This window comes from Sorangium sp. KYC3313, assembly GCF_052075895.1.
Classification (GTDB): Bacteria; Myxococcota_A; Polyangia; order Polyangiales; family Polyangiaceae; genus Sorangium; species Sorangium cellulosum_B.
The window spans coordinates 2,105,402-2,124,059 of sequence record NZ_CP197255.1 but is presented as its reverse complement, the minus strand read 5'-3'; the positions used below and the strand labels follow the sequence as shown (position 1 = coordinate 2,124,059).

Genomic DNA, 18,658 nt, shown 5'->3' with positions numbered 1-18,658 from the left:
GCGACAGATTGACCCGACCCGAGCTGACGTGGCTGCTGGCACAGGAGGCGCGGAGCGCCGCCCAGAAGCTCCGCCAGGGCGTGGGGATGATCGCGACCGAGAGCGCGCCGCCGCCGACGCCGTCGCCGGACGACAGCTCGGGCGGCGTCGAGAGTACGCTCAACCGGCTCGACGAGGCGGTGAGCATGCTCGCGTCGCTCCACGGCCGCCCCCTGCCGCGCGGGCGGCGCGGCCGCGTCGACCTGACCGCGCTCCTCTGGGAGGTCGCGCCCGAGGCGCGCGTGCAGATCGAGATGGGCGAAGGGACCACCGTGTTCGGCGACGAGACCGAGCTCCGGCGGATGCTCCAGGTGCTCATCGCGCAGGGCGGCGACCCCTCGAGCCTGACCGGGGCGCCCGACGTGAGCATCCACCGCGTCGGCGCCGAGGTCAGCGTCCGGGTCAACCTCGGCCCGGAGACGCCCGTGAACTTCGAGACCGAGCGGGTGTGGCTGTCGCGCATGGCGCTGCGCTACGGCGGCCGGCTCGAGCTCGACGGCCAGATGCAGACGCTGACGCTGCCCGCCGAGGTCGATCTCCAGCGCCTCGAGGTCGAGAGCCTCAGGAAGGAGCTCGCCGCCGCGCAGGCCCAGGGCGAGGCCTACGCGCGCGAGCTCGCCGCGGTCTTCTCGCGGGCCGAGGGCGAGCGGGAGCGCGGGTCGCTGCCCAGCGTCATCTCGCGGCTCGGCGGCAGCGAGCCGGTGTCGCACCTGCCGCCGAGCGGCGACAGCCTCGCGGTGCTCGTCGCCGCGGTGCGCGTGCTCGGCACGCAGCTGCGCGGCATCCTGTCGGCGATCGGCCGCGACATCGCGCCGCTCCGGACCCACGGCGGCGACGCGGGCGAGACGGCCTCGTCGGTGGGGCGCCACGTGACCGCGGCGTCAGAAATCGTCAGTGATCTCGCCAGGTTGGGCGCATGTCCGCTCCACGAGTTCCCGCGCCACTGCGACGTCGCCGACGTGCTGCGCGACGTCGTGAAGGACGATCTCGCGCGCGCGGCCCGCCACGACGTGCGCGTGGTGGTCGAGGCGCCGGAGAGCACGCAGGAGGTGGTGCCGCAGGGCGCGCTGACGGTGCTGCTGCACGCGCTGCTCGATCACGCCATCAGCGCGTCGCCGCCGGGCAGCGAGGTGCTCGTGTCCCTCTCCGAGGGCCCGAGCGGGGTCGAGATCACCTTCGACGACGCCGGGCCGCCGCTCCCGGCCGCGGCGCGGAGCGTCGTGCTGAGCCGCGACTTCGAGGCGGTCGCGCAGGGCCGCCCGCCGGCCCTGCCGCTCATCGCGGCGCACGCGATCGCCGCCCACACGAACTACGGTATCGCCATCGAGGACGGGCCGCGCGGCGAGACGCGGGTGCGGCTCACGATCCCGCGCTCGGGCTGACGCCTCGTCGTCCACATCCAATCGAGCGACCTGCTATCGCAGGAACGAGCTCGGCGGGAAATCGACGTCGAGGTTGAGCGTCGCGCCGCGCACGATATGGATGGCCTCCACCTGCAGCGTCGTGGTGACGGGGCGGTCGTTGCCACGCTCCACGAGCGTCGCCGTGGCCGTGTACTCATCGGGCGGGAGATCCACGGTGATGCTGAAGTCGTCGCAGCGCGCGTAGTCTCTCGCCACCTCGCGGCTGCCCCGGTAAACGATCAGCTCGAAATCCGCGCCTCCGCGGCTGTGCTGGAAGCACGCCCGCGAATCCATCCGGCTCGCCACGGTCCACTCCATCGTCAGGCTGCCGACGGCCTGCACGGGCCGCGGCCGGCGCTGGGAGCTGGGCTCCACGTCGACGATGCACCCCAGGGCCAGGAAGCTCGATAACGCGAGGCCGCAGAGGGGAAAGACGCTCTTCTCCTGATTCATCCTCGTACCCGTCCTTTCGCTGCTGCCCCGCTGTCAACGCGGTGTGTAGTAACGGCGCCCCCGCTCGCGCGGATAGCTCAGCTCGCGCTCCGGCACGTACCGCGGCGACGTCCGGTACGTCTGCCTGTAGTGCTGGAGCTCCGTGGGCTCCTCCTCGAAGATGACCCAGCCCCGGTTCGTCGGGTAATACCAGCGGCCGTCGACCAGGTACGCGTACGTCCCGCGGAAGAAGACGCGCGGATACGCGGCGATCTCCACCGGGACGATCTCGGCGCGCACCGCCGGAACGCCGGACACGACGAACCCCCCCTCGGTCCCGACCGTGCCCATACACCCCATGAGCAGCGAGGCGCCGACCACGAGCGCAGCCGCCGCGAGCGGGGCCCTCGTCACACCGAGAGATCTGGACCGCCCTCGCACGGGCGGAGTCACGTTGTTGCTCTGCTTCACGTCATTGCTCCTCGGGGCGCAACTCAGCAACGCGAGTGCCAGCGCGGCGCGACTCGAGATCTCCGGATCTCCGCCGGCGCGGCGCTCACCGGGCCGCGCGGAGCGCGCCGGCGAGCGCGAGCGCGCGCTGGATCTCCGCCGACGTCACCAGGCCGATCACGCGCTCGCCCTCGTCGAGCACCGCGATCACGCTCGCCTCGCCGCTCGCCAGCGCGTCGAACGAGCGGGACGCGTCGTCGTCCGCGTGCGCCCTCGGCACATCCACGGGCATCACCGCGCCGACCGTCGCCGGCGCGGCGCCGCCCTGCAGCTGGCGCGCGAGATCCCAGACCGTGACGACGCCGATCTCGCGGCGCCCCGCGCCGTCCCGGGGATCGTCGATGACCCGCGCGCCGACCAGGTTGTTGCGCAGGAGCCGCTCGGCCACCGCGCGAGGGCTCTCGTCCGCATACGCCTCGCCGAGCCGATCGGTCATGAGCCGCGCGATCGGGATGCCGCGGAGCAGCTCGTTCGTGCTGGAGCGCGCCTGCTCGGCCGACGCCCCCATGTAGACGAACATCGCGATGAGCACCAGGATCAGGTTCCACGAGAGCAAGCCGAAGAGCCCGAAGGCCACCGCCATCACCTTGCCGATCGCCGTCGCGATGCGCGTCGCGCGGGCCCGCCCGAGGCGGCGCTGGAGCAGCCCGCGCAGCACCCGGCCGCCGTCCATCGGGAAGGCCGGCAGCAGGTTGAACGCGCCGAGCAGCGCGTTCGTGATCGCGAAGGCCACGAGCGCGGCGCCGACCTCCGCCGGCGCCGGGAGCAGCCGATACGCGACGTAGCTGGCGAGCGCGATACCGAAGCTCATGAGCGGGCCGGCGAACGCCATCCACGCCTCGTGCTCGGGATCGTCGCGCTCCATCTGCGAGACGCCGCCCAGCATCATCAGCGTGATCGCGCGCACCCGGATCCCGTTCTTGAGCGCGACGAACGAGTGCGCCAGCTCGTGCACGAGCACCGCCACGAACAGCCCGACAGCCAGGATCGCCCCCCAGGCGAGCGGCGGCAGGCGCATCTCCTCGCGCGGAATCCCGAGCGACGACGCGATCACCGAGAACTGCGACGACGCCAGATAGGCCACGTACGGCAGGAAAATCAGCAATGTGATGTGCAGCCGTATCGGGATTCCACGGATCCGCAGGACTGTCAGCCCCTGGTCGAACATGTGCCTCCTGATCCGCAGGTACAGATGGGGCCGACAAGCACCTTCGCAAGCCGCCGGGACAGCGCCAATGCGCGGAAGACCAGGGCAGCCGCGCGGCCCCGCCACGCAATGCAGAGCGGCGCGCGACGCTGCGAGGGCGCCGGCGCGCGTCCGTCCCAGGCGGGACTCACGGCGAGGGGAGCGCATTCGGAGGCGCGCGGCGCAGCGCGGCGCCCACGCGGCGCGCGGATTGGCGTAGCTTGGTGTGACCGAGGTCGTCATGCGCCAGCGCGTCCCCGATGCATTGATGGCAGCGAGCACGGAAGAGCTGACGAAGGTCGAGCTCGCGGTCCTGGAGTCCCCCCACGCCGGCGGCGTGCCGAGGGACCTCACGGGCCACGTGTTCGCGATCGGGCCCGTCGGCTCGGTGGACGGCGACCTGCCGAGAGCGGACGGCGCGCCGATCCTCAATGGCAATGGGATGATCTACCGGCTCGACTTCGGCCGCGGCGGCGCGGTCCGGCTGACCTCGAGGATCGCGCGCACGCCCTGTTATCACGCGGACGCCGCCTCGCGCGCCGGCACGCGCTTCGAGGCGCTCGGCTTCCGCGACGCAGGGCTGCTCCGCTTCTCGCCGCACCTCGGCCTGCGGAACCACCTCAACACCGCGTTCGTGCCCATGCACGCGCCGCGCGCGCCGGCGCGCCTGCTCGTCACGAGCGACACGGGCAGGCCCTACGAGATCGACCCGGCCACGCTGGAGCTCGTCACGCCGGTCGGGCGCAACAGCACGTGGTACCCGGCCGCGCCCGTCGATCACCCCTTTCCGATGACGCTCTCGAGCGCGCACCCATGCTTCGACGCGGAGCGGGGCGAGCTCCTCACCGTCAACTACGGCCGCTCGCTCCTCCACCTGTTCGTCGCGTCGCTGCCGCGGCTCGACGAGCTCGGCGCGCTCCCGCGCTCCTGGGATCGGCTCGCCGCGGCGGCCGCGTCGATGATCGAGCAGCAGCTCGTCCGCCCGAGGGCGGATCGGATCGAGGCGTTCGCCAAGCGGGCGATCGAGCTCCTGCCCGCGCGCCTCCGCCCGAGCGCGCCGGCTGGGCCGGGCGACCTCCTCGCGCGGCAGGCGGCGCGCTTCGGCGGCGTGGCGCTCGACGAGCCGGCGGGCGACTTCGTGCATCTCCTGCGATGGGACGGCCACAACGAGCCCGAGCGGCACGCGCTGGTCCTGCCGGGCGGCGCGCCGGTGCGCATCGAGCAGAGCGTGCACCAGATCGGCCTGACGCGGCGCTGGGTCGTGCTCGCGGACACGGCGCTCAGGATCGGCCTGGAGAGCGTGGCGTTCCGGGGCTCCAAGGAGAGCCCCGGGGTCGAGCGCCTCGTCCGGTCGCTCCTCACGATGCCCCACGAGCCGAGCACGACGTTCTACCTGGTCCGGCGGGACGCGCTGCGGCCGGGCGGCGGGCCGGTCGTGGTGAAGCGGGTCGTCGTCCCGCTGGAGACTCTCCATTTCCTCGTCGACTACGAGGACGCGGGGGACCGCATCACCGTGCACGCGGCGCACAACTGCGCCACGGATCACGGCGAGTGGCTCCGGCCCTGCGATCGGCACGCCGCCGACAAGACGCCGGCGCCGCCGCGCCTGCGCGGCCTGTTCCCGCTCGGGCAGGCGGACGTGAACCGGATCGGCCGGTATACCCTCGACGCGGCGGCCGAGCGCGTCGTGGACCAGGCGGTGTTCGCCGACGCCGCGCGGGCGCTCGGCGTCGGCCTCTATGCGTACCGGGAGACGGGCGCGTCGTGGATGCCGCCCGATCGCCTCGAGAACGTCTACTGGCGCGGCGGCGGGATATGGGATGAGCTGTCGACCGAGTTCATCGACCGGCTCTACGCGGCGCACCCGCACAGGTCGCTCCCCCTCCCGGCGCTCCGCCGGATGCGCGCGGAGGGCGGCCACCCCGACAGCCTGTTCCGGTTCAACCACCGCGCGATGCGGATCGAGGATCGCTACGAGTTCCCGCGGCGCGCGGTGGGGTGCTGGCTCAGCTCGCTGCAGTTCGTCCCGCGGCGCGGCGGCAGCGGGGCCGACACGGACGGGTACGTCGTGGCGATCGTCGCGACGCCGTGCCGCGCGGAGGTCTGGATCTTCGACGCGACGAACCTGGCGCGCGGGCCGCTCTGCAAGCTGGGACATCCGGCGTTCCGGCCGGGGCTGACCCTCCACACGGCGTGGCTCAACTCGGTCGCGCCGTGGAGGGGTGGATACAGGGTGCCCGTGCGGGAGGATTACGAGGAGTTCGTGGCAGAGGCCCCCGGGGAGCAGGTGAAGACGCTCTTCGAGGAGGAGGTCTATCCGCGGTTCGCGTGAGCCGCGGAGAGGAACGGCTGGGAGCCGCGAGACGAGGGCGGCTCGGCGCAGCGCGGGGGGACCTCGGCCCCGAGGCCGTCGACCCGCTCGAGCAGCACGCCCGTGGCGCCGTCTCCCAGGATCTCCGTGATCTGGTGGTTGCCCCATGGCTGCCCCTCGCGCAGGCGCCGCGACCGCACGTCGCTCGCCACGATGAGCACGCGACGACACCCCCTGTCGAGGTGCCGATTCGCCAGCTCGACGGCCGCCGCAAAACCGCCCTGAGCGGGCGTGAGATCGATCGCCAGCGCGGGCACGAGGCCGGCCATGCACGCGGCGAAGGCCGCCCCGCCGGCGTCCCCTCCCCCGCCGTCGTCGCCCGTCATGATGAAGACATCGACGAAGGGATCGCGGAGCCGCCCCACCTCGATGAGCTCCCGCAGCACCGCCGCGGCCATGGAAAGCGTGGTCTCCGTCGCGCCGGCGAAGCGCCGCTCCGCGACCCCCGTCGCCTCGTGCAGCCAGTCCGCAGCGTGAGGGAGACCATAGCTGGTGATGAGCTCCTGGTTCGTGACGACGCGCTCCGGCAGATAGGCGGCGACGGCCGCGATGCGACGCTGGACCATGTTTCTGCTCTGCTACAGCGCCGCGACCGACGCGCGCCGATCCTGCAAATCTTGGCCAAGGCAGCTCGATCCGGCGCTCCACCACCGCCGTTCGGCCAACGCCGAGCACGCTGGAGAGCCAGCGTCCCGGACGACATGAGACAACCCGCCACCGAGTCGTCGAGAGCCGTGGGGCAAACTACACAATCAGATGCGCCCTCCCCGTCACCGACATCCTCCACTGGACCATTTACAGAACGTCCTGCGCAAGTGGGAATAACAGCCGATTCGACTCCGTCCGCCGCCGGAGCAGGAAAGCGGCGCCGCGGGAGTGGCTTGTTGCGACGCGGGCGGTCTCGTCGCCCGCTCGCCGCGTCGCGTCGCGTCGCGCTCCGGCGCGGTCGATTCCGACCGGAAGCGACAATTCCGCTGTCACGGGCGGAGAGATGCACAAACGTGTCGGGACGCGAGGCGCTGAGCAGGCAGGGCGCAGGGCGCATGTCTCGCCTGGACGGCGCCATCGAGCTCGCCCGATCACGTTCGTTTGTGTCCGATCCCATCCGCCTGCGTCCGATCACGTCCGATCACGTCCGTTTGGGTTCGATCACGTCCGTTGACGTCCCGTGATGTCGACGCGTCGTGAGCCCGCTCTTTTCTGGATCCGGAGGGAGGTTCACCCTGTTTTGAGGACACCTCCGCTCGCCACGGCCACCGCGCGGGGGCGCCGCGCTCGCATTTCTTCTTCCCGCGCGGCGCGCGGCGGGGCGCCTTCTATCCTATCCATCATCATCGCGACGCCGCTCCAGCGAGCGCCGCGCTCGCCCGGATCCACCGCGATTGAATCGCGGAGAAATCCCAGGGGAGCGCAGATGCGAGGAGCGCCTGATTCGCGGGCGCCATCCCGCGAATCCATGCTGTGCGAAGCGGCAGCCTCTGCACAGAAGAGCGAGGCACACAGCCTGCTCTGGGGTGCACCAAGGTGTTCGGGGGCCGCAAGGCTCATCAGGAACACCGGGGAGGACCAATGATCTCGATGCACAAGACGATGGGTTTCGCGATGATGCTGGCGCTCGGTGCCGGGTGCGCGGTCGGCGCGGACGACGACTTCGATATGGATGACGAGAGCGTCGACTCCGCGAACAGCGCGCTGGAGGCGGACGAGCGCGGTGGGTACGCGACCCAGTCGCAGGCTCAGGCTCAGGTCGGCCAGATGGGGCCCAGCAAGCTCGGTCTGCCCCCCAGCAAGGGTCTGCCCTCGAAGGGCGTTCCGATGCTCCCCAGCAAGGGCGGGCTCCTTCCCAGCAAGGGCGAGTTTCCGAGCAAGGGCCTCCCGAGCAAGGGCGGCTACCCGACCAAGGGCGGATACGCGCAGCAAGGCCCGGCGCAGCTCGGCCAGGCGTCCGAGCTCTCGCAAGCTCAGATCGGCCAGGCGCAGATCGGCCAGGCGGGCCAGGCGCAGATCGGCCAGGCCGGCCTGGGGCAGGTGGGCGTGGTCGGGCAGGAGACCGGGCAGCGTGAGGGCGAGCGCTGCTTCGGCGGCGGCTTCGGCGGCTGGGGCGGCTTCGGCGGCTGGGGCGGCTTCGGCGGCTGGGGCGGCTTCGGCGGCCTCGGCTGCGGCTTCGGCGGCGGCGCTCTCGTCTCGTCGTTCACGAACTGCACGACGTCCATCATTCCGATCGGCGGGTTCGGCGGCTGCGGCTGCGGCGGCTTCGGCGGCTTCTGGTGATCTGATCCCCGTCACGCTGGCCGGCGCCAGGGACTCCACGTCGCAGGATCCCTCGGCGCCGCGCCAGCCCCCTCCTTTGACCAGGCTCGCGCGCGCCGGCCGCCCGGGGTTGGAGTTCCCGGGCGGCCGGTAGCCGCCCTCTCCCCTCCACCGCTCGCGCATACGCAACGCCCCGCCGCTCGCCGGCGGGGAGCGCGCGAGGACCCAGATCCGACCTTCAGCCGCCCTGACCGAGCGCGCGATCCAGGTAGAACGCCGCGCTGACCAGGCCGAGGTGGGTGAACGCCTGGGGGAAGTTGCCGAGCAGCTCTCCGCTCGGCCCGATCTGCTCGGAGTAGAGCCCGAGGTGGTTGGCGTACGTCAGCATCTTCTCGAAGATGAAGCGCGCGTCGTCGAGGCGGCCAGCGCGCGCGAGGGCCTCGACGAGCCAGAAGGTGCAGATGCTGAACGTGCCCTCCTTGCCGGTCAGGCCGTCGCCCGCGCCCTTGCCGAGCTCGTAGCGGTGGACGAGCGTGTCGCTCGCGAGCTCCTCCAGCGTGCGGTCGAGCGTGCCGAGGATCCGCGGATCGGTGGGGGAGATGAAGCGCATGAGCGGCATGAGCAGGTTGCTCGCGTCGAGCGCGCTCGAGCCGAAGGCCTGCACGAACGTCCTCCGCTGCGCGTCCCAGCCGCGCGCCATGATCGTCTCGTAGATGTCGTCGCGCGCGCGCGCGACGCGCTGCCGGTCGAGCGGCAGAGAGCGCTTGTCGCTGAGCCGCAGCGCCCGGTCGAGCGCGACCCAGCACTGGAGCTTCGAGTAGACGAACTGCTGCTTGCCGCCGCGCACCTCCCAGATGCTCTCGTCCGCCTGCTCCCAGCTCTGACACACCCAGGTTGCCATGCGCCGGAGCTCGCGCCAGAAATCATAAGAGATGGGAGATCCGTATTTGTCGAAGAGATATACCGAGTCGATGAGCTCGCCGTAGATGTCGAGCTGGAGCTGCGTCGTCGCCCCGTTGCCGACGCGGACCGGCCGCGACCCGCGGTAGCCGTCGAGGTGGGTGAGCGCGACCTCGGGCAGCTCGTGGCGTCCGTCGATGCCGTACATGAGCTGCAGCGGCCCGGTGGGGCCGTCCTCCTCGGAGACGCGGGCGCTCAGCCATTCCATGAAGCGCGCGGCCTCCTCGGTGTAACCGAGCCGGAGGAAGCCGTAGAGCGTGAACGCGGCGTCGCGCACCCAGACGTAGCGATAGTCCCAGTTGCGGACGCCGCCGATCTCCTCGGGCAGGCTGGTCGTCGCCGCGGCGACGATCGCGCCGGTCGGCTCGAACGTGAGCAGCTTGAGGACGAGCGCCGAGCGGTCGACCATCTCGCGCCAGCGCCCCTTGTAGCGCGAGCGGGCGAGCCACGACCGCCAGAAGGCGACCGTGCGCCGGAGGGCGTCCTCGCCGTCGATCGGCCTGGCGAGCAGATCGGCGCTCTCCGTCCAGTCCTCGACCTGGCGCAGCGAGAACGTGGCCGACTCGCCCGGCTGGAGCACGAAGTCGGCGGTGACGCCGCCGGCGCCGTCGCTCGACAGGGGGACCGGGCTGATGAGCGCCAGGTCGAGGCCATCGGAGTCGAAGATGGCGCCGCGCGGGTCGTCGAGGATCAGGCGGTGGGGGCGGCGGGCGAAGTCGATCGCGGGGCGGCAGGCGAGCCGGAAGCGCACCGCGCCGCGGACGGCCCGCGCGACGCGGACGATCTGGTGCATCCCGCGGCGGTAGGCGCCGTACGTGTCCCGGTGGATCGGCATGAAATCGCAGACCTCGCCGACGCCGTCCGCGCCGAGGAAGCGCGTGAGCAGGACGTTGGTGTCGGGCATGTACATCTGCTTGTTGCGCGGCGTGCCGTCCGCCGCGGAGAGCGCGAAGCGGCCGCCGCGCTCGTCGTCCAGGATGGCCGCGAACACGCTCGGGGAGTCGAAATGAGGGAGGCAGCACCAGTCGATGGATCCATCCATGCCGACCAGCGCGACGGAGTGCATGTCGCCGATGACGCCGTAGGACTCGATGGGATTGTAGGGCATGGCCTCTCCATCATAGGGCCCGCTCGACCGAGCGGCACCGCCTCTCGTCGATCCTCCCCGCCACGCCCTCACGACCTCGGCGGCAGGCGCGAGAGCTTCCGCTGGAGCGAGCGGCGGTGCATCCTGAGCTTGCGCGCCGCCTCCGAGATGTTCCCCTCGCAGTCCGCGAGCACGCGCTGGAGGTACTCCCACTCCACCCGATCGAGCGACGGCAGGTCCTCGTCGTCCTCGCCGCGCGCGCTCGGGGCGACGCCGAGCAGCGACCGCGCGCACTGGGCGGCGTCCACCGGCTTGGTCAGGTAATCGACCGCCCCGGCCCGGATCGCCGCCACCGCGTTCGCGATGGTGCCGTATCCGGTGAACACCACGATACGGATGCCGTCATCCATGCTCCGCAGCGTCCCCACGAGGTCGATCCCGCTCTGCCCCGGCATCCGGACGTCCACGAGCGCGTACTCGAACACGTGCCCTCGGGCCATCGCCGCGGCCTCCTCGGCGCTGGCGGCGAGGGACACCGCGAACCCGCTCTTGCCGAGCGCCTGCCCGAGCGCGGTCCGGAAGGTCGCGTCGTCGTCGACGATGAGCAGCGTCGGCTCGCCGGCGGCCTCGGAGCTCACGAGTCCACCGGCGCGAGGCGCAGGGCGACGCGCGTGCCGCGCTCGTCAGGCCCCTGCCTCGGCGACACGGTGAGGCAGCCGCCGACCTGCTCGATGAGCGTCCGCACGAGGTAGAGCCCGAGGCCCATGCCCTCGCCGGGCGCCTTGGTCGTCACGAACGGCTCGCCGAGCCGCCCTTCCAGGCCGGGCGCGACGCCCGCGCCGCCGTCCTCGACGCTGATCACCGGCGCGCCGCCCTCGTCCCCGACGGTGACCACGATCGGCTCCGCGGCCGCGGGGCTCGGCCCGAGCGCCTCGAGCGCGTTGTCGAGCAGCGCGAACAGGGCCGCCTCGACGTCGGCCGCGTCGAGCGGCACCGTGCGGCGCGGCGCGAGATCGGCGCGCACCTCGACCGCGACGCCGGGGTGCGCCGCCTGCCAGGCCTCGACGCCGCGCCGGGCCGCCTCGCCGACGTCGACCCCGGCGCGCAGGTCGCTCGCCCGGACGTCCGCCCGCATGCGCGCGATCACCACGCGGCAGCGCTCGACCTGCTCCGCGATCGTCCGGGCGCGGCGCTGCGCGGCGTCGCTCGATCCGGGGTCGCCGAGGCTCTCCCCGGCGAGCACCGCGATCGTGCCGAGCGGGGTGCCGAGCTCGTGGGCGGTGCCGGCCGCGAGCGCGCCGAGCGCCTGGAAGCGGGACGCCTCCTCCGCGCGCCGGCGCAGCGCCGCGTTCTCGGCCGCGCTCTCGTCGAGCGCGCGGCGGATCTTCAGGAGGACGTGGGCGACGAGCGCCGCGCTCAGCACGAAGGCGAGGAGCATCCCGTAGAGGTGGGTGGAGAACGCGCCGTGCTCCGGGTGGCTCGGGCAACACGCGCCGGCGGGGAGCGCGAAGAGCGCCGCGAAGAGGCAGGCCGCGAGCGCGGCCAGCGCGAAGGTCGTCCGCGGCGGCAGGAGCGCCGCGGCGAGGGCGACGTGCACGAAGAAGAGGGCGCTGAACGGGTTGCCCGCGCCGCCCGACGCGGCGAGGACCCCGGCGATCGCGACGAGATCGAGCGCCACGACGCCGGCGACGAGGGCCGTCTGCGCGCCCCGCTCCGAGCGCACCCGACGGTCGAGGGCGAGGTTGAGCCCGGCGGCCAGCGCCAGGATGGGCACGGCGATGGCGTACCGGACGTGGTAGCCGAACAGCGCCTCGTCGACGGCCAGGGTCGCCGCGAGCAGCGCGAACACCGCCCAGCGCAGCCCGACGAGCCACCGGAGGACGATCCCGCCCGCCGGCGCCCGCTCCAGGGAAGCTTCGTGCGTCACGGCCGGACTATAGCGCGAACGCCCGGGCGCGGCGCTCGATGCGGCGAGCGCCGCGCCCCGTCACCTCGCTCTTCGCCCCGTCCCCACCTCAGCCCGGCGCGGCCGTGGCCGTAGTCGTACTCCTGGTCTTAGAGCACCTAACAAAAGCCCGTTCACCCCGCTTGCTTGAGGGAAGCCGATGGTGCGGCAGAATACAGCGTGGGCAAGCTGTTGGTGCCGGACGAACTCTGGGAACGAATCGTACCTCTATTGCCGAAAACGGAGCCGAAGCCGCAGGGGGGCCGGCCGCGTACGCCTGATCGGATCGCGCTGACCGGTATCTTGTTCGTGCTCAAGACCGGGATCCCTTGGGAGTATCTCCCGCAAGAGCTCGGCTGCAGCGGCATGACGTGCTGGCGCAGGTTGCGCGACTGGCAGCAGGCTGGCGTCTGGGATCGGCTCCACGAGGTCTTGCTCGATGAGCTCGGCGAAGCCGATAGGATCAACTGGGAGCGTGCTGCGCTGGATGCCTCGCTGGTTCCGGCAAAAAGGGGGGTGAAAAAACTGGCCCGAACCCCACGGATCGCGGCCGGCCGGGCACGAAATATCACCTTCTGGTCGATCAGAATGGTATCCCGCTCGCCGTCGAGATGACGCCGGCGAACGTCCATGACTCGAGGATGTTCACTCCTATGGTGGACGCGGTGCCGCCGATCGCGCGTCCTTGCGGCCGACCGCGGCGCCGCCCCAAGAAACTGCATGCCGATAAGGCCTACGACGACCCGGCCCTGCGGTTGGCTTGTCATCTGCGCCACATCGTGCCCCGCATCGCTCGCAAGGGCATCGAGTCGTCGGAGAAACTCGGCCGTTACCGCTGGGTCGTCGAACGGACGATCGCTTGGCTCCGGCGCTTCCGGCGCTTGACCGTGCGGTATGAGCGCCGTGCCGACATTCACCGAGCGTTCCTCCTGCTCGCCGTATGCCTGATCTGCCTCAACTATATCCCGACGGGCTTTTGTTAGGCGCTCTTAGTCGTGGTGGTGGTCGTATTCGATCATGTTCGATCATGAAGGCGGGACGAAAGGGTCAATCACCTCCCCGCCTTCATGCGGACTCCCGCCGAGCAATTGCGACAGCTACCGGATCCCTGTGGTCTCCGAGCAAGGCCAGGCGTAGGTTGAGCGCCATGAAAGAAGCGGCATTCGCGCTCTTGTTCCTGGCGGCGGCAGGCTGCGGCGCTGGTGGCGCGCGATCTCGGCACGGGCAGCCCGCTCCCGCGGCGAGCCCCGTGGTGGTGGACGAGATGCGGCTCGAAGAGGAGCTGCACCGGCTGGACCTGCTCGAGGGCGAAGTTTACGCGCAATCCCCCTCCAATATTCCCGGCAATCCGCGCGACCGTTGCGCTGACGGCAATCGCGAGGTTCTGTCCAGGATGCAGGCATTCAAGCTCCTGATGGGGAACCCGCAGAAGCAGTCCGCGGACGGGAAATATTACGGTCTCCTGCAGAGCGGGAGGCCGGAGGAGCTCTTGCCGGCGATCTATTTAAGGAGGTACTACTTCGAGGGTCTGCTGGAGTGTGTTCGTGGCCTGACAGGCGCAGGCCCCCGCAATGCGAGGGAGGAACATCACGTCTCCATCCTCACACAGTCGAACTTCGACGCTGAAACCAGCCGCGGGCTTGTTCTGGTGGACTTCATGACCCACTGGTGCGGACCTTGCAAAATGATGGCGCCCGAGCTGGAGAAGCTCGCGCGCCATCATCGAGGCGAGATCCGGGTCGGGAGGGTGACCGCCGATCGGCACCGGGAGCTGATCGAGAGGTTCGATATCACGACCTTCCCGATGCTGGTCCTCCTCAAGGATGGCGAGGAGGTGGCGCGAATCAGGAAATATCATACGTATCCAGAGCTCCTGGCATGGGTTCGGGGCGCGATGTCGGGGCAAAGCTCGCCGTCGAGCGCGGACTTGCCGCGGGGTGACCAGGCTTCGGCCGGCGACGTTCGCTGAGCCGCGCTCGTCTGCTTTTCATCCCTTGTTTGCGTCCGCGGCCTCGTCGGAAGGTTGACCTCCCTCCTGAGCGTCACTTTCCGGGCTATCAGGTTCCCGCGCATCTTCGCCCTCCTCAGGGTCGTCCACCCGCACTTCGCCCACGCAGATATCGCGACATTCGTGGTCTGGATCCGTCGTGTCACAGCCTGGCTCCTTTACCACCGGGCACGGCGCAACGCAGCCTGACCCATGAAGAGAAAGAGCGCAGATCAACAATGTGATACCAAGCTGTTTTCTCACGGCCTTTTCCATGCCTTTCGACGTCTGGAGCGGCTTTCAGCAGGTCGCTCGACGAACATCGCCGCGCGCGAGAGCTCGTGGGCCCCCATCCTTACCGGCCCCCTCCTGGGCGCTCCCTCCCGTCGCGTCCCAGCGTATACGAGCTCGCCGGTCCGGAACAAGCGGTGATGCCCGGACAGGACCGCCATAGATGCGCATTGGATGAGAATTTCCGCCCCCGACACGTAATGCCAATCTCGATGTCCCTCGAGGCCTCCGACGATCCGGAAACGTCTAGCCATGGACACAGGTGCGATGTTAGTGAAGAGGGACGCTGCGGCGTCGCGTGCTGTCGCGTGCGGCGAGCGCCGTCGGTAGACCAGGGTGGTGCATGCGCGGTCCTCGACCAGCAACCTGTTTTCCGTCGGGAACAGCGCTGTTCCTCTTGCTGTTCACGACCGCCACCGCGCGCGCGGCGGCGCCTCCCGAGCGCTCCCGGCCCGTCAAGGAGCTCATCCGCGAGGCCGAGGCGGCGGTGGCTCGCCTCGATATCGCGCGGGCCCGGGCGCTGTGGGCCGTGGTCCACGAGATCGACCGGTCGAACCTCGCGGTATGCGCCATGGGCCAGCTCGACGCCCGGATGGGCCGCTTGGCGGAGGCCGTGGTGGAGCTGTCGCAATGTGTCGACGAGATGCCGGCCCCGCGCACGGAGGAGGAGCGCAGCCTGTATGAGCGGCGTCACGCCGATCTCGCCCGTGCCCAGGCGCGGGTGGGCGAGGTGGTCCTCGTGCCGGCGCCTGGTGTCGTGGGCATGCTCGTGAACGGCGGCGGGGTGAAGCACGGCAGCAGCCGCGTCCACGTGCCGCCCGGCCAGCACGAGGTGACGGCCGTCGGGAGAGATGGGCAGGACGCGCGCGCGACCGTGAAGGTGGGGGCAGGCGAGTCGAAGCCGGTGCCGCTCACGTTCGACGAGCCTGCAAAGCCGGCGCCGGCCTTGGAGGACCGCGCGAAGGCGCCGGAGGGTGCGCCGGAGCCTCGGGCTCCGCGGCCGGCGGCGCCGAAAGGGCCGCCGCAGGGGGTGACCCGTCCCGGGCCGGATCTCGGGACTATCGTGATGGGCGCGCTGAGCTCCGCGGGGCTCTTGGCCGCGAGCGCCGTGTGCACGCGGAGCGCGCAGCGGCTTGAGCAGGAGGCGAAGGCCGCCGAGGTTCACGAAGGCAAGCCGAGGATCGCGGGCGCGACGCCTCCGCCTGACTCCGGGACGATCATCGACGACCCTGCCAGCGCGAAGCTGATGAGGGTCCTCGGGACCGGCGCGATGCTCGCGGGCGCGACGGCGGGCGTCGGCACACTCTTATACGTCTGGTTGCCGAACGACACGCAGTTCGGGGCGGGAACGCAAGGCGTGGGGGTTCGCGTGCGATGGTGAGCGCCGGCCGCGCCGCTGCGGGCGATCATCGAGGTGCCCTGTGAACCTCTCGTGGAGGATCGACATCGCCAGCCTGGAGTGACGCGAGTCGCACCTCGCCGGTCCGGAACCAGCGGTGATGCCCTCACGGGACCGCCGTCGATGCGCGCCCGATGAGAATTTCGTCCCCCGAGATGCAATGCAAATCTCGATGTCCCTGGAACCTCCAGCGATCCGGAAACGTCTGGCCACGCACGCACGGGCGATGTTAAGAGGGGCTTCGCGCCGCCGCATGCTGTCGCGTGCGGCGGGTGCCATCGGGAGACCAGCGTGGTGCATATGCGCAGTCCTCGGCCAGCAGCCTGTTTTCCGTTGGGAACAGCGCTGTTCCTCGTGCTGTTCACGAGCGCCACCGCGCGCGCGGTGGCGCCTCCCGAGCGCTCCCGGCCCGTCAAGGAGCTCATCCGCGAGGCCGAGGCGGCGGTGGCTCGCCTCGATATCGCGCGGGCCCGGGAGCTGTGGGCCGAGGTCTACGAGATCGAGCGGTCGAACGTCGCGATGTGCACCATGGGGCAGCTCGACGCGCGGATGGGCCACTGGGCGGAGGCCATGGTGGAGCTGTCGCAGTGCGTCGACCAGATGCCGGCCCCCCGCACGAAGCAGGAGCGCAGCCTGTACGAGCGACGTCACGCCGACCTCGCCCGTGCCCGATTGCGCGTGGGCGAGATGGTCCTCGTGCCGGCGCCCGGCGTCGTGGGCATGCTCGTGAACGGCCGCGGGGTGAAGCATGGCAGCAGCCGCGTCTACGTGCCGCCCGGCCAGCACGAGGTGACGGCCGTCGGCGAGGATGGTCAGGTCGCGCGCACGAGCGTGAAGGTGGAGGCAGGCGAGTCGAAGCCGGTGCCGCTCACGCTCGACAAGCCGGCGCCGGTGGATCGCGCGCAGGCGCAGACGCCGCAGCGGGCGCCTGCGCCTAAGGCTCCTGGGCCTACGGCGACGAAGGAGCCGCCGCAGGGGGCAGCCCGGCCCGGGCCGGATCTCCGAATGGTCGTCACAGGCACGATGGCCTCCGTCGGGTTGCTGGTCACGGGCGCCGTGTGCCTGCAGAGCGCGCAGGGGTATAAGCAGGAGGCGACGGCTGCCTGGGATCGGGCTTACAGGGGGCCGACAGATGGCACGGCATCTCAGCCTGACTACAAGGAGTTCGTTGATGCTGCCGCCACCGCGAAGCTGATGCGCGTTCTCGGGACCAGCGCGCTGGTCGTCGGGGCGACGGCCGGCGTGGGCACCCTCGTGTACGTGTGGCTGCCGAGCGACACGCAGATCCGGGTGGCAACCCATGGCGCAGAGATACGGTTTCGATGGTGAGCGCCAGCCACGCCCCCTGCAGGCCATCATCGGTGCGTCTCGTGAAGCTCGCACGGAGGATCGACCGATGCGACGGCTGATGTGGCTGGCTCTCTCCGCGATACCGCTGCTTGCGTGTGAGGACGAATCGTTTGTGCCGTTGATGACCCCGCCGCCCGACTCGTACCCCGTGCTGTGGATGTGGGTGGGGCCGAAGGACGAGGCACCGCCTTGCGCCGACGAACAACCGCCCCGATGGGAGGGCTGGATGCCCGAAGAACCACTGGATACGTGCGACGGATGCGCGTGCGGCCCGGCCGCGTGCGAGCTGCCCTCCAGGCTGACCGTGGACTCGCTGGACTGCCCCGGCGGCGGAAGCTCGGTGAGCGTCGATGCCGGCGACGGATGGGATGGGACGTGCGCCGCACTGCCATCGCCCGTCGCGCCCGAGGAGCTCGCGTCGATCGTCTACGATCCGCCGGCGCTCTCGCCGTGCGCGCCGTCGGAGACACCCGAGCCGCCGCTGGTCGCTGCGAGGTTCGTGCGGGTGTGCGCCGGCGACACCGCCCACGAGCCGCCGGGGTTCACCGCCTGCATGCAGGCCAGCAGCGACGGCACGTGCTGGGATGGATATACCCGCCACGAGTTCTTCGAGGAGCTGATCGACCACCGCGCCTGCGCTCCGTGTGAATGTGGTCCGCCGGCGGGAGGCACGTGCATCGCCGAGCTCCTCTTGTATGGGGACGGCGCGTGCAACGACCGCGTGGGTGCGGCGCTCTCCGCCGGGCTCGGGGAGACTCCCTGTGCGGGCATCCGCTCGTCCCTCCCGCTCAGCGCCGTGCGGGCCTCGCTCGTGGAGGCGGCGCCGGGCGCCTGCTCCCCCAACGTTCCGGCCGTCATCGGCACCCTGGAGCGACGTGAGCCTCACGTCGTGTGCTCCTTTCCCGAGACCTAGGGCAGCCATGCGGACTATGAGGCCATGCATGTCGAGCATGCGGCGCACGCTCCTGGTCATGCTATCGCTGCCTGCGATGGCATGCGAGAACTACCCGGACATCGCAGGGAAAGCGTCCGTCCTCCTCGACGACGAAACCCTGGTCCTGGACACCGGCGACGATGGCCAACGGTTCGTGAAGACGGGAGAGCGGTGGTCAACCGCGTGTAATACCAAAGATGGCGGGTTGTCGATGACTCTGGACCGCGCCCGCGACGGCGATCCGCCTCTCAAGACGATCGCGTTGCTCGTCAGCAAGGTGAGGGACAATGGGGAGCCATCTCCGAACGTCATCGCAGAGCTGAAATATCAGCGCTATGCCGGGTTTTGCGACGTCGTGGCGACGGTCGGCGGCGATCCGCACGAAGTGGAGTTCTCTGCGGCCGACTGCGAGCTCCAGCGGGTCCTCGACGGCCATCCGGCGTTGCTCGTCTCCGCATCGTTTCATGTCAAGGAGTGCGAGAACGAGTAGCGCACGGCGGGCGCGGCCGGGTTC

15 protein-coding genes and 1 pseudogene are annotated in these 18,658 nt (G+C 70.8%); 9 read left to right on the top strand and 7 right to left on the bottom strand.

Annotation, left to right across the window (positions count from 1 at the left end):
* The first annotated feature begins 8 nt into the window (after positions 1 to 8).
* The gene (locus ACSRUE_RS08315) at positions 9 to 1,421 is read left to right on the top strand and encodes a sensor histidine kinase (protein ID WP_441290549.1); all 1,413 of its coding nucleotides are present in this window, start codon (positions 9 to 11) and stop codon (positions 1,419 to 1,421) included.
* 33 nt (positions 1,422 to 1,454) lie between these two features.
* Here ACSRUE_RS08315 and ACSRUE_RS08310 read toward each other — a convergent pair whose 3' ends face one another.
* The 3 genes from ACSRUE_RS08310 to ACSRUE_RS08300 form a co-directional block, all read right to left on the bottom strand.
* Positions 1,455 to 1,895, bottom strand: a complete 441-nt coding sequence (locus ACSRUE_RS08310) for a hypothetical protein (protein ID WP_441290548.1) — start codon at positions 1,893 to 1,895, stop codon at positions 1,455 to 1,457.
* Positions 1,896 to 1,928: 33 nt separating this feature from the next.
* Positions 1,929 to 2,345: a hypothetical protein gene (locus tag ACSRUE_RS08305; protein WP_441290547.1), complete on the bottom strand. Its 417-nt coding sequence runs from the start codon at positions 2,343 to 2,345 to the stop codon at positions 1,929 to 1,931.
* 85 nt (positions 2,346 to 2,430) lie between these two features.
* Positions 2,431 to 3,552, bottom strand: a complete 1,122-nt coding sequence (locus tag ACSRUE_RS08300; protein ID WP_441290546.1) for a site-2 protease family protein — start codon at positions 3,550 to 3,552, stop codon at positions 2,431 to 2,433.
* 244 nt (positions 3,553 to 3,796) lie between these two features.
* On the opposite strand from ACSRUE_RS08300, the gene ACSRUE_RS08295 reads away from it, so the two are divergent.
* Entirely contained in the window at positions 3,797 to 5,902 is a 2,106-nt protein-coding gene (locus ACSRUE_RS08295) for a carotenoid oxygenase family protein (protein WP_441290545.1), read from the top strand.
* Here ACSRUE_RS08295 and ACSRUE_RS08290 read toward each other — a convergent pair.
* Entirely contained in the window at positions 5,884 to 6,507 is a 624-nt protein-coding gene (locus tag ACSRUE_RS08290; RefSeq protein WP_441290544.1) for a hypothetical protein, read from the bottom strand. The two genes, ACSRUE_RS08295 and ACSRUE_RS08290, sit on opposite strands and share 19 nt — an antisense overlap.
* A gap of 1,012 nt (positions 6,508 to 7,519) precedes the next feature.
* Here ACSRUE_RS08290 and ACSRUE_RS08285 point away from each other — a divergent pair.
* Positions 7,520 to 8,212, top strand: a complete 693-nt coding sequence (locus tag ACSRUE_RS08285) for a hypothetical protein (protein ID WP_441290543.1) — start codon at positions 7,520 to 7,522, stop codon at positions 8,210 to 8,212.
* Between the two features lie 217 nt (positions 8,213 to 8,429).
* Here the strand turns inward: ACSRUE_RS08285 and ACSRUE_RS08280 are convergent, their stop codons facing one another.
* From ACSRUE_RS08280 to ACSRUE_RS08270, 3 genes are all read right to left on the bottom strand, one after another.
* Positions 8,430 to 10,259 carry a glycoside hydrolase family 15 protein gene (locus ACSRUE_RS08280; protein ID WP_441290542.1) on the bottom strand — a complete coding sequence of 610 codons (1,830 nt, stop codon included), beginning with the start codon at positions 10,257 to 10,259 and terminating at the stop codon, positions 8,430 to 8,432.
* 68 nt (positions 10,260 to 10,327) lie between these two features.
* On the bottom strand, positions 10,328 to 10,876 hold the full coding sequence (locus ACSRUE_RS08275) for a response regulator transcription factor (protein WP_441290541.1): 549 nt from the start codon (positions 10,874 to 10,876) through the stop codon (positions 10,328 to 10,330).
* The gene (locus ACSRUE_RS08270) at positions 10,873 to 12,165 is read right to left on the bottom strand and encodes a sensor histidine kinase (RefSeq protein ID WP_441290540.1); all 1,293 of its coding nucleotides are present in this window, start codon (positions 12,163 to 12,165) and stop codon (positions 10,873 to 10,875) included. The genes ACSRUE_RS08275 and ACSRUE_RS08270 overlap by 4 nt, the downstream gene beginning before the upstream one ends.
* A gap of 198 nt (positions 12,166 to 12,363) precedes the next feature.
* Between ACSRUE_RS08270 and ACSRUE_RS08265 the strand changes: the two are divergent.
* The 6 genes and pseudogenes from ACSRUE_RS08265 (at position 12,364) to ACSRUE_RS08240 (ending at position 18,634) form a co-directional block, all read left to right on the top strand.
* Positions 12,364 to 13,166: pseudogene (locus tag ACSRUE_RS08265) on the top strand (IS5 family transposase).
* Positions 13,167 to 13,330: 164 nt separating this feature from the next.
* Positions 13,331 to 14,152, top strand: coding sequence for a thioredoxin family protein (locus tag ACSRUE_RS08260; protein ID WP_441290539.1), 822 nt, complete (start codon positions 13,331 to 13,333; stop codon positions 14,150 to 14,152).
* A 706-nt stretch (positions 14,153 to 14,858) separates the two neighbouring features.
* Positions 14,859 to 15,842: a hypothetical protein gene (locus tag ACSRUE_RS08255; RefSeq protein WP_441290538.1), complete on the top strand. Its 984-nt coding sequence runs from the start codon at positions 14,859 to 14,861 to the stop codon at positions 15,840 to 15,842.
* 351 nt (positions 15,843 to 16,193) lie between these two features.
* Positions 16,194 to 17,189 carry a hypothetical protein gene (locus ACSRUE_RS08250; protein WP_441290537.1) on the top strand — a complete coding sequence of 332 codons (996 nt, stop codon included), beginning with the start codon at positions 16,194 to 16,196 and terminating at the stop codon, positions 17,187 to 17,189.
* A 247-nt stretch (positions 17,190 to 17,436) separates the two neighbouring features.
* Positions 17,437 to 18,123 carry a hypothetical protein gene (locus tag ACSRUE_RS08245; protein ID WP_441290536.1) on the top strand — a complete coding sequence of 229 codons (687 nt, stop codon included), beginning with the start codon at positions 17,437 to 17,439 and terminating at the stop codon, positions 18,121 to 18,123.
* 28 nt (positions 18,124 to 18,151) lie between these two features.
* Positions 18,152 to 18,634 carry a hypothetical protein gene (locus ACSRUE_RS08240; RefSeq protein ID WP_441290535.1) on the top strand — a complete coding sequence of 161 codons (483 nt, stop codon included), beginning with the start codon at positions 18,152 to 18,154 and terminating at the stop codon, positions 18,632 to 18,634.
* Positions 18,635 to 18,658 lie beyond the last annotated feature (24 nt).

Bases quoted from the DNA above. Each gene is read 5' to 3' on its own strand.
- ACSRUE_RS08310 (WP_441290548.1), bottom strand. From the start codon at position 1,895: ATGAATCAGGAGAAGAGCGTCTTTCCCCTCTGCGGCCTCGCGTTATCG.
- ACSRUE_RS08300 (WP_441290546.1), bottom strand. From the start codon at position 3,552: ATGTTCGACCAGGGGCTGACAGTCCTGCGGATCCGTGGAATCCCGATA.
- ACSRUE_RS08290 (WP_441290544.1), bottom strand. From the start codon at position 6,507: ATGGTCCAGCGTCGCATCGCGGCCGTCGCCGCCTATCTGCCGGAGCGC.
- ACSRUE_RS08285 (WP_441290543.1), top strand. From the start codon at position 7,520: ATGCACAAGACGATGGGTTTCGCGATGATGCTGGCGCTCGGTGCCGGG.
- ACSRUE_RS08280 (WP_441290542.1), bottom strand. From the start codon at position 10,259: ATGCCCTACAATCCCATCGAGTCCTACGGCGTCATCGGCGACATGCAC.
- ACSRUE_RS08260 (WP_441290539.1), top strand. From the start codon at position 13,331: ATGAAAGAAGCGGCATTCGCGCTCTTGTTCCTGGCGGCGGCAGGCTGC.
- ACSRUE_RS08245 (WP_441290536.1), top strand. From the start codon at position 17,437: ATGCCCGAAGAACCACTGGATACGTGCGACGGATGCGCGTGCGGCCCG.
- ACSRUE_RS08240 (WP_441290535.1), top strand. From the start codon at position 18,152: ATGTCGAGCATGCGGCGCACGCTCCTGGTCATGCTATCGCTGCCTGCG.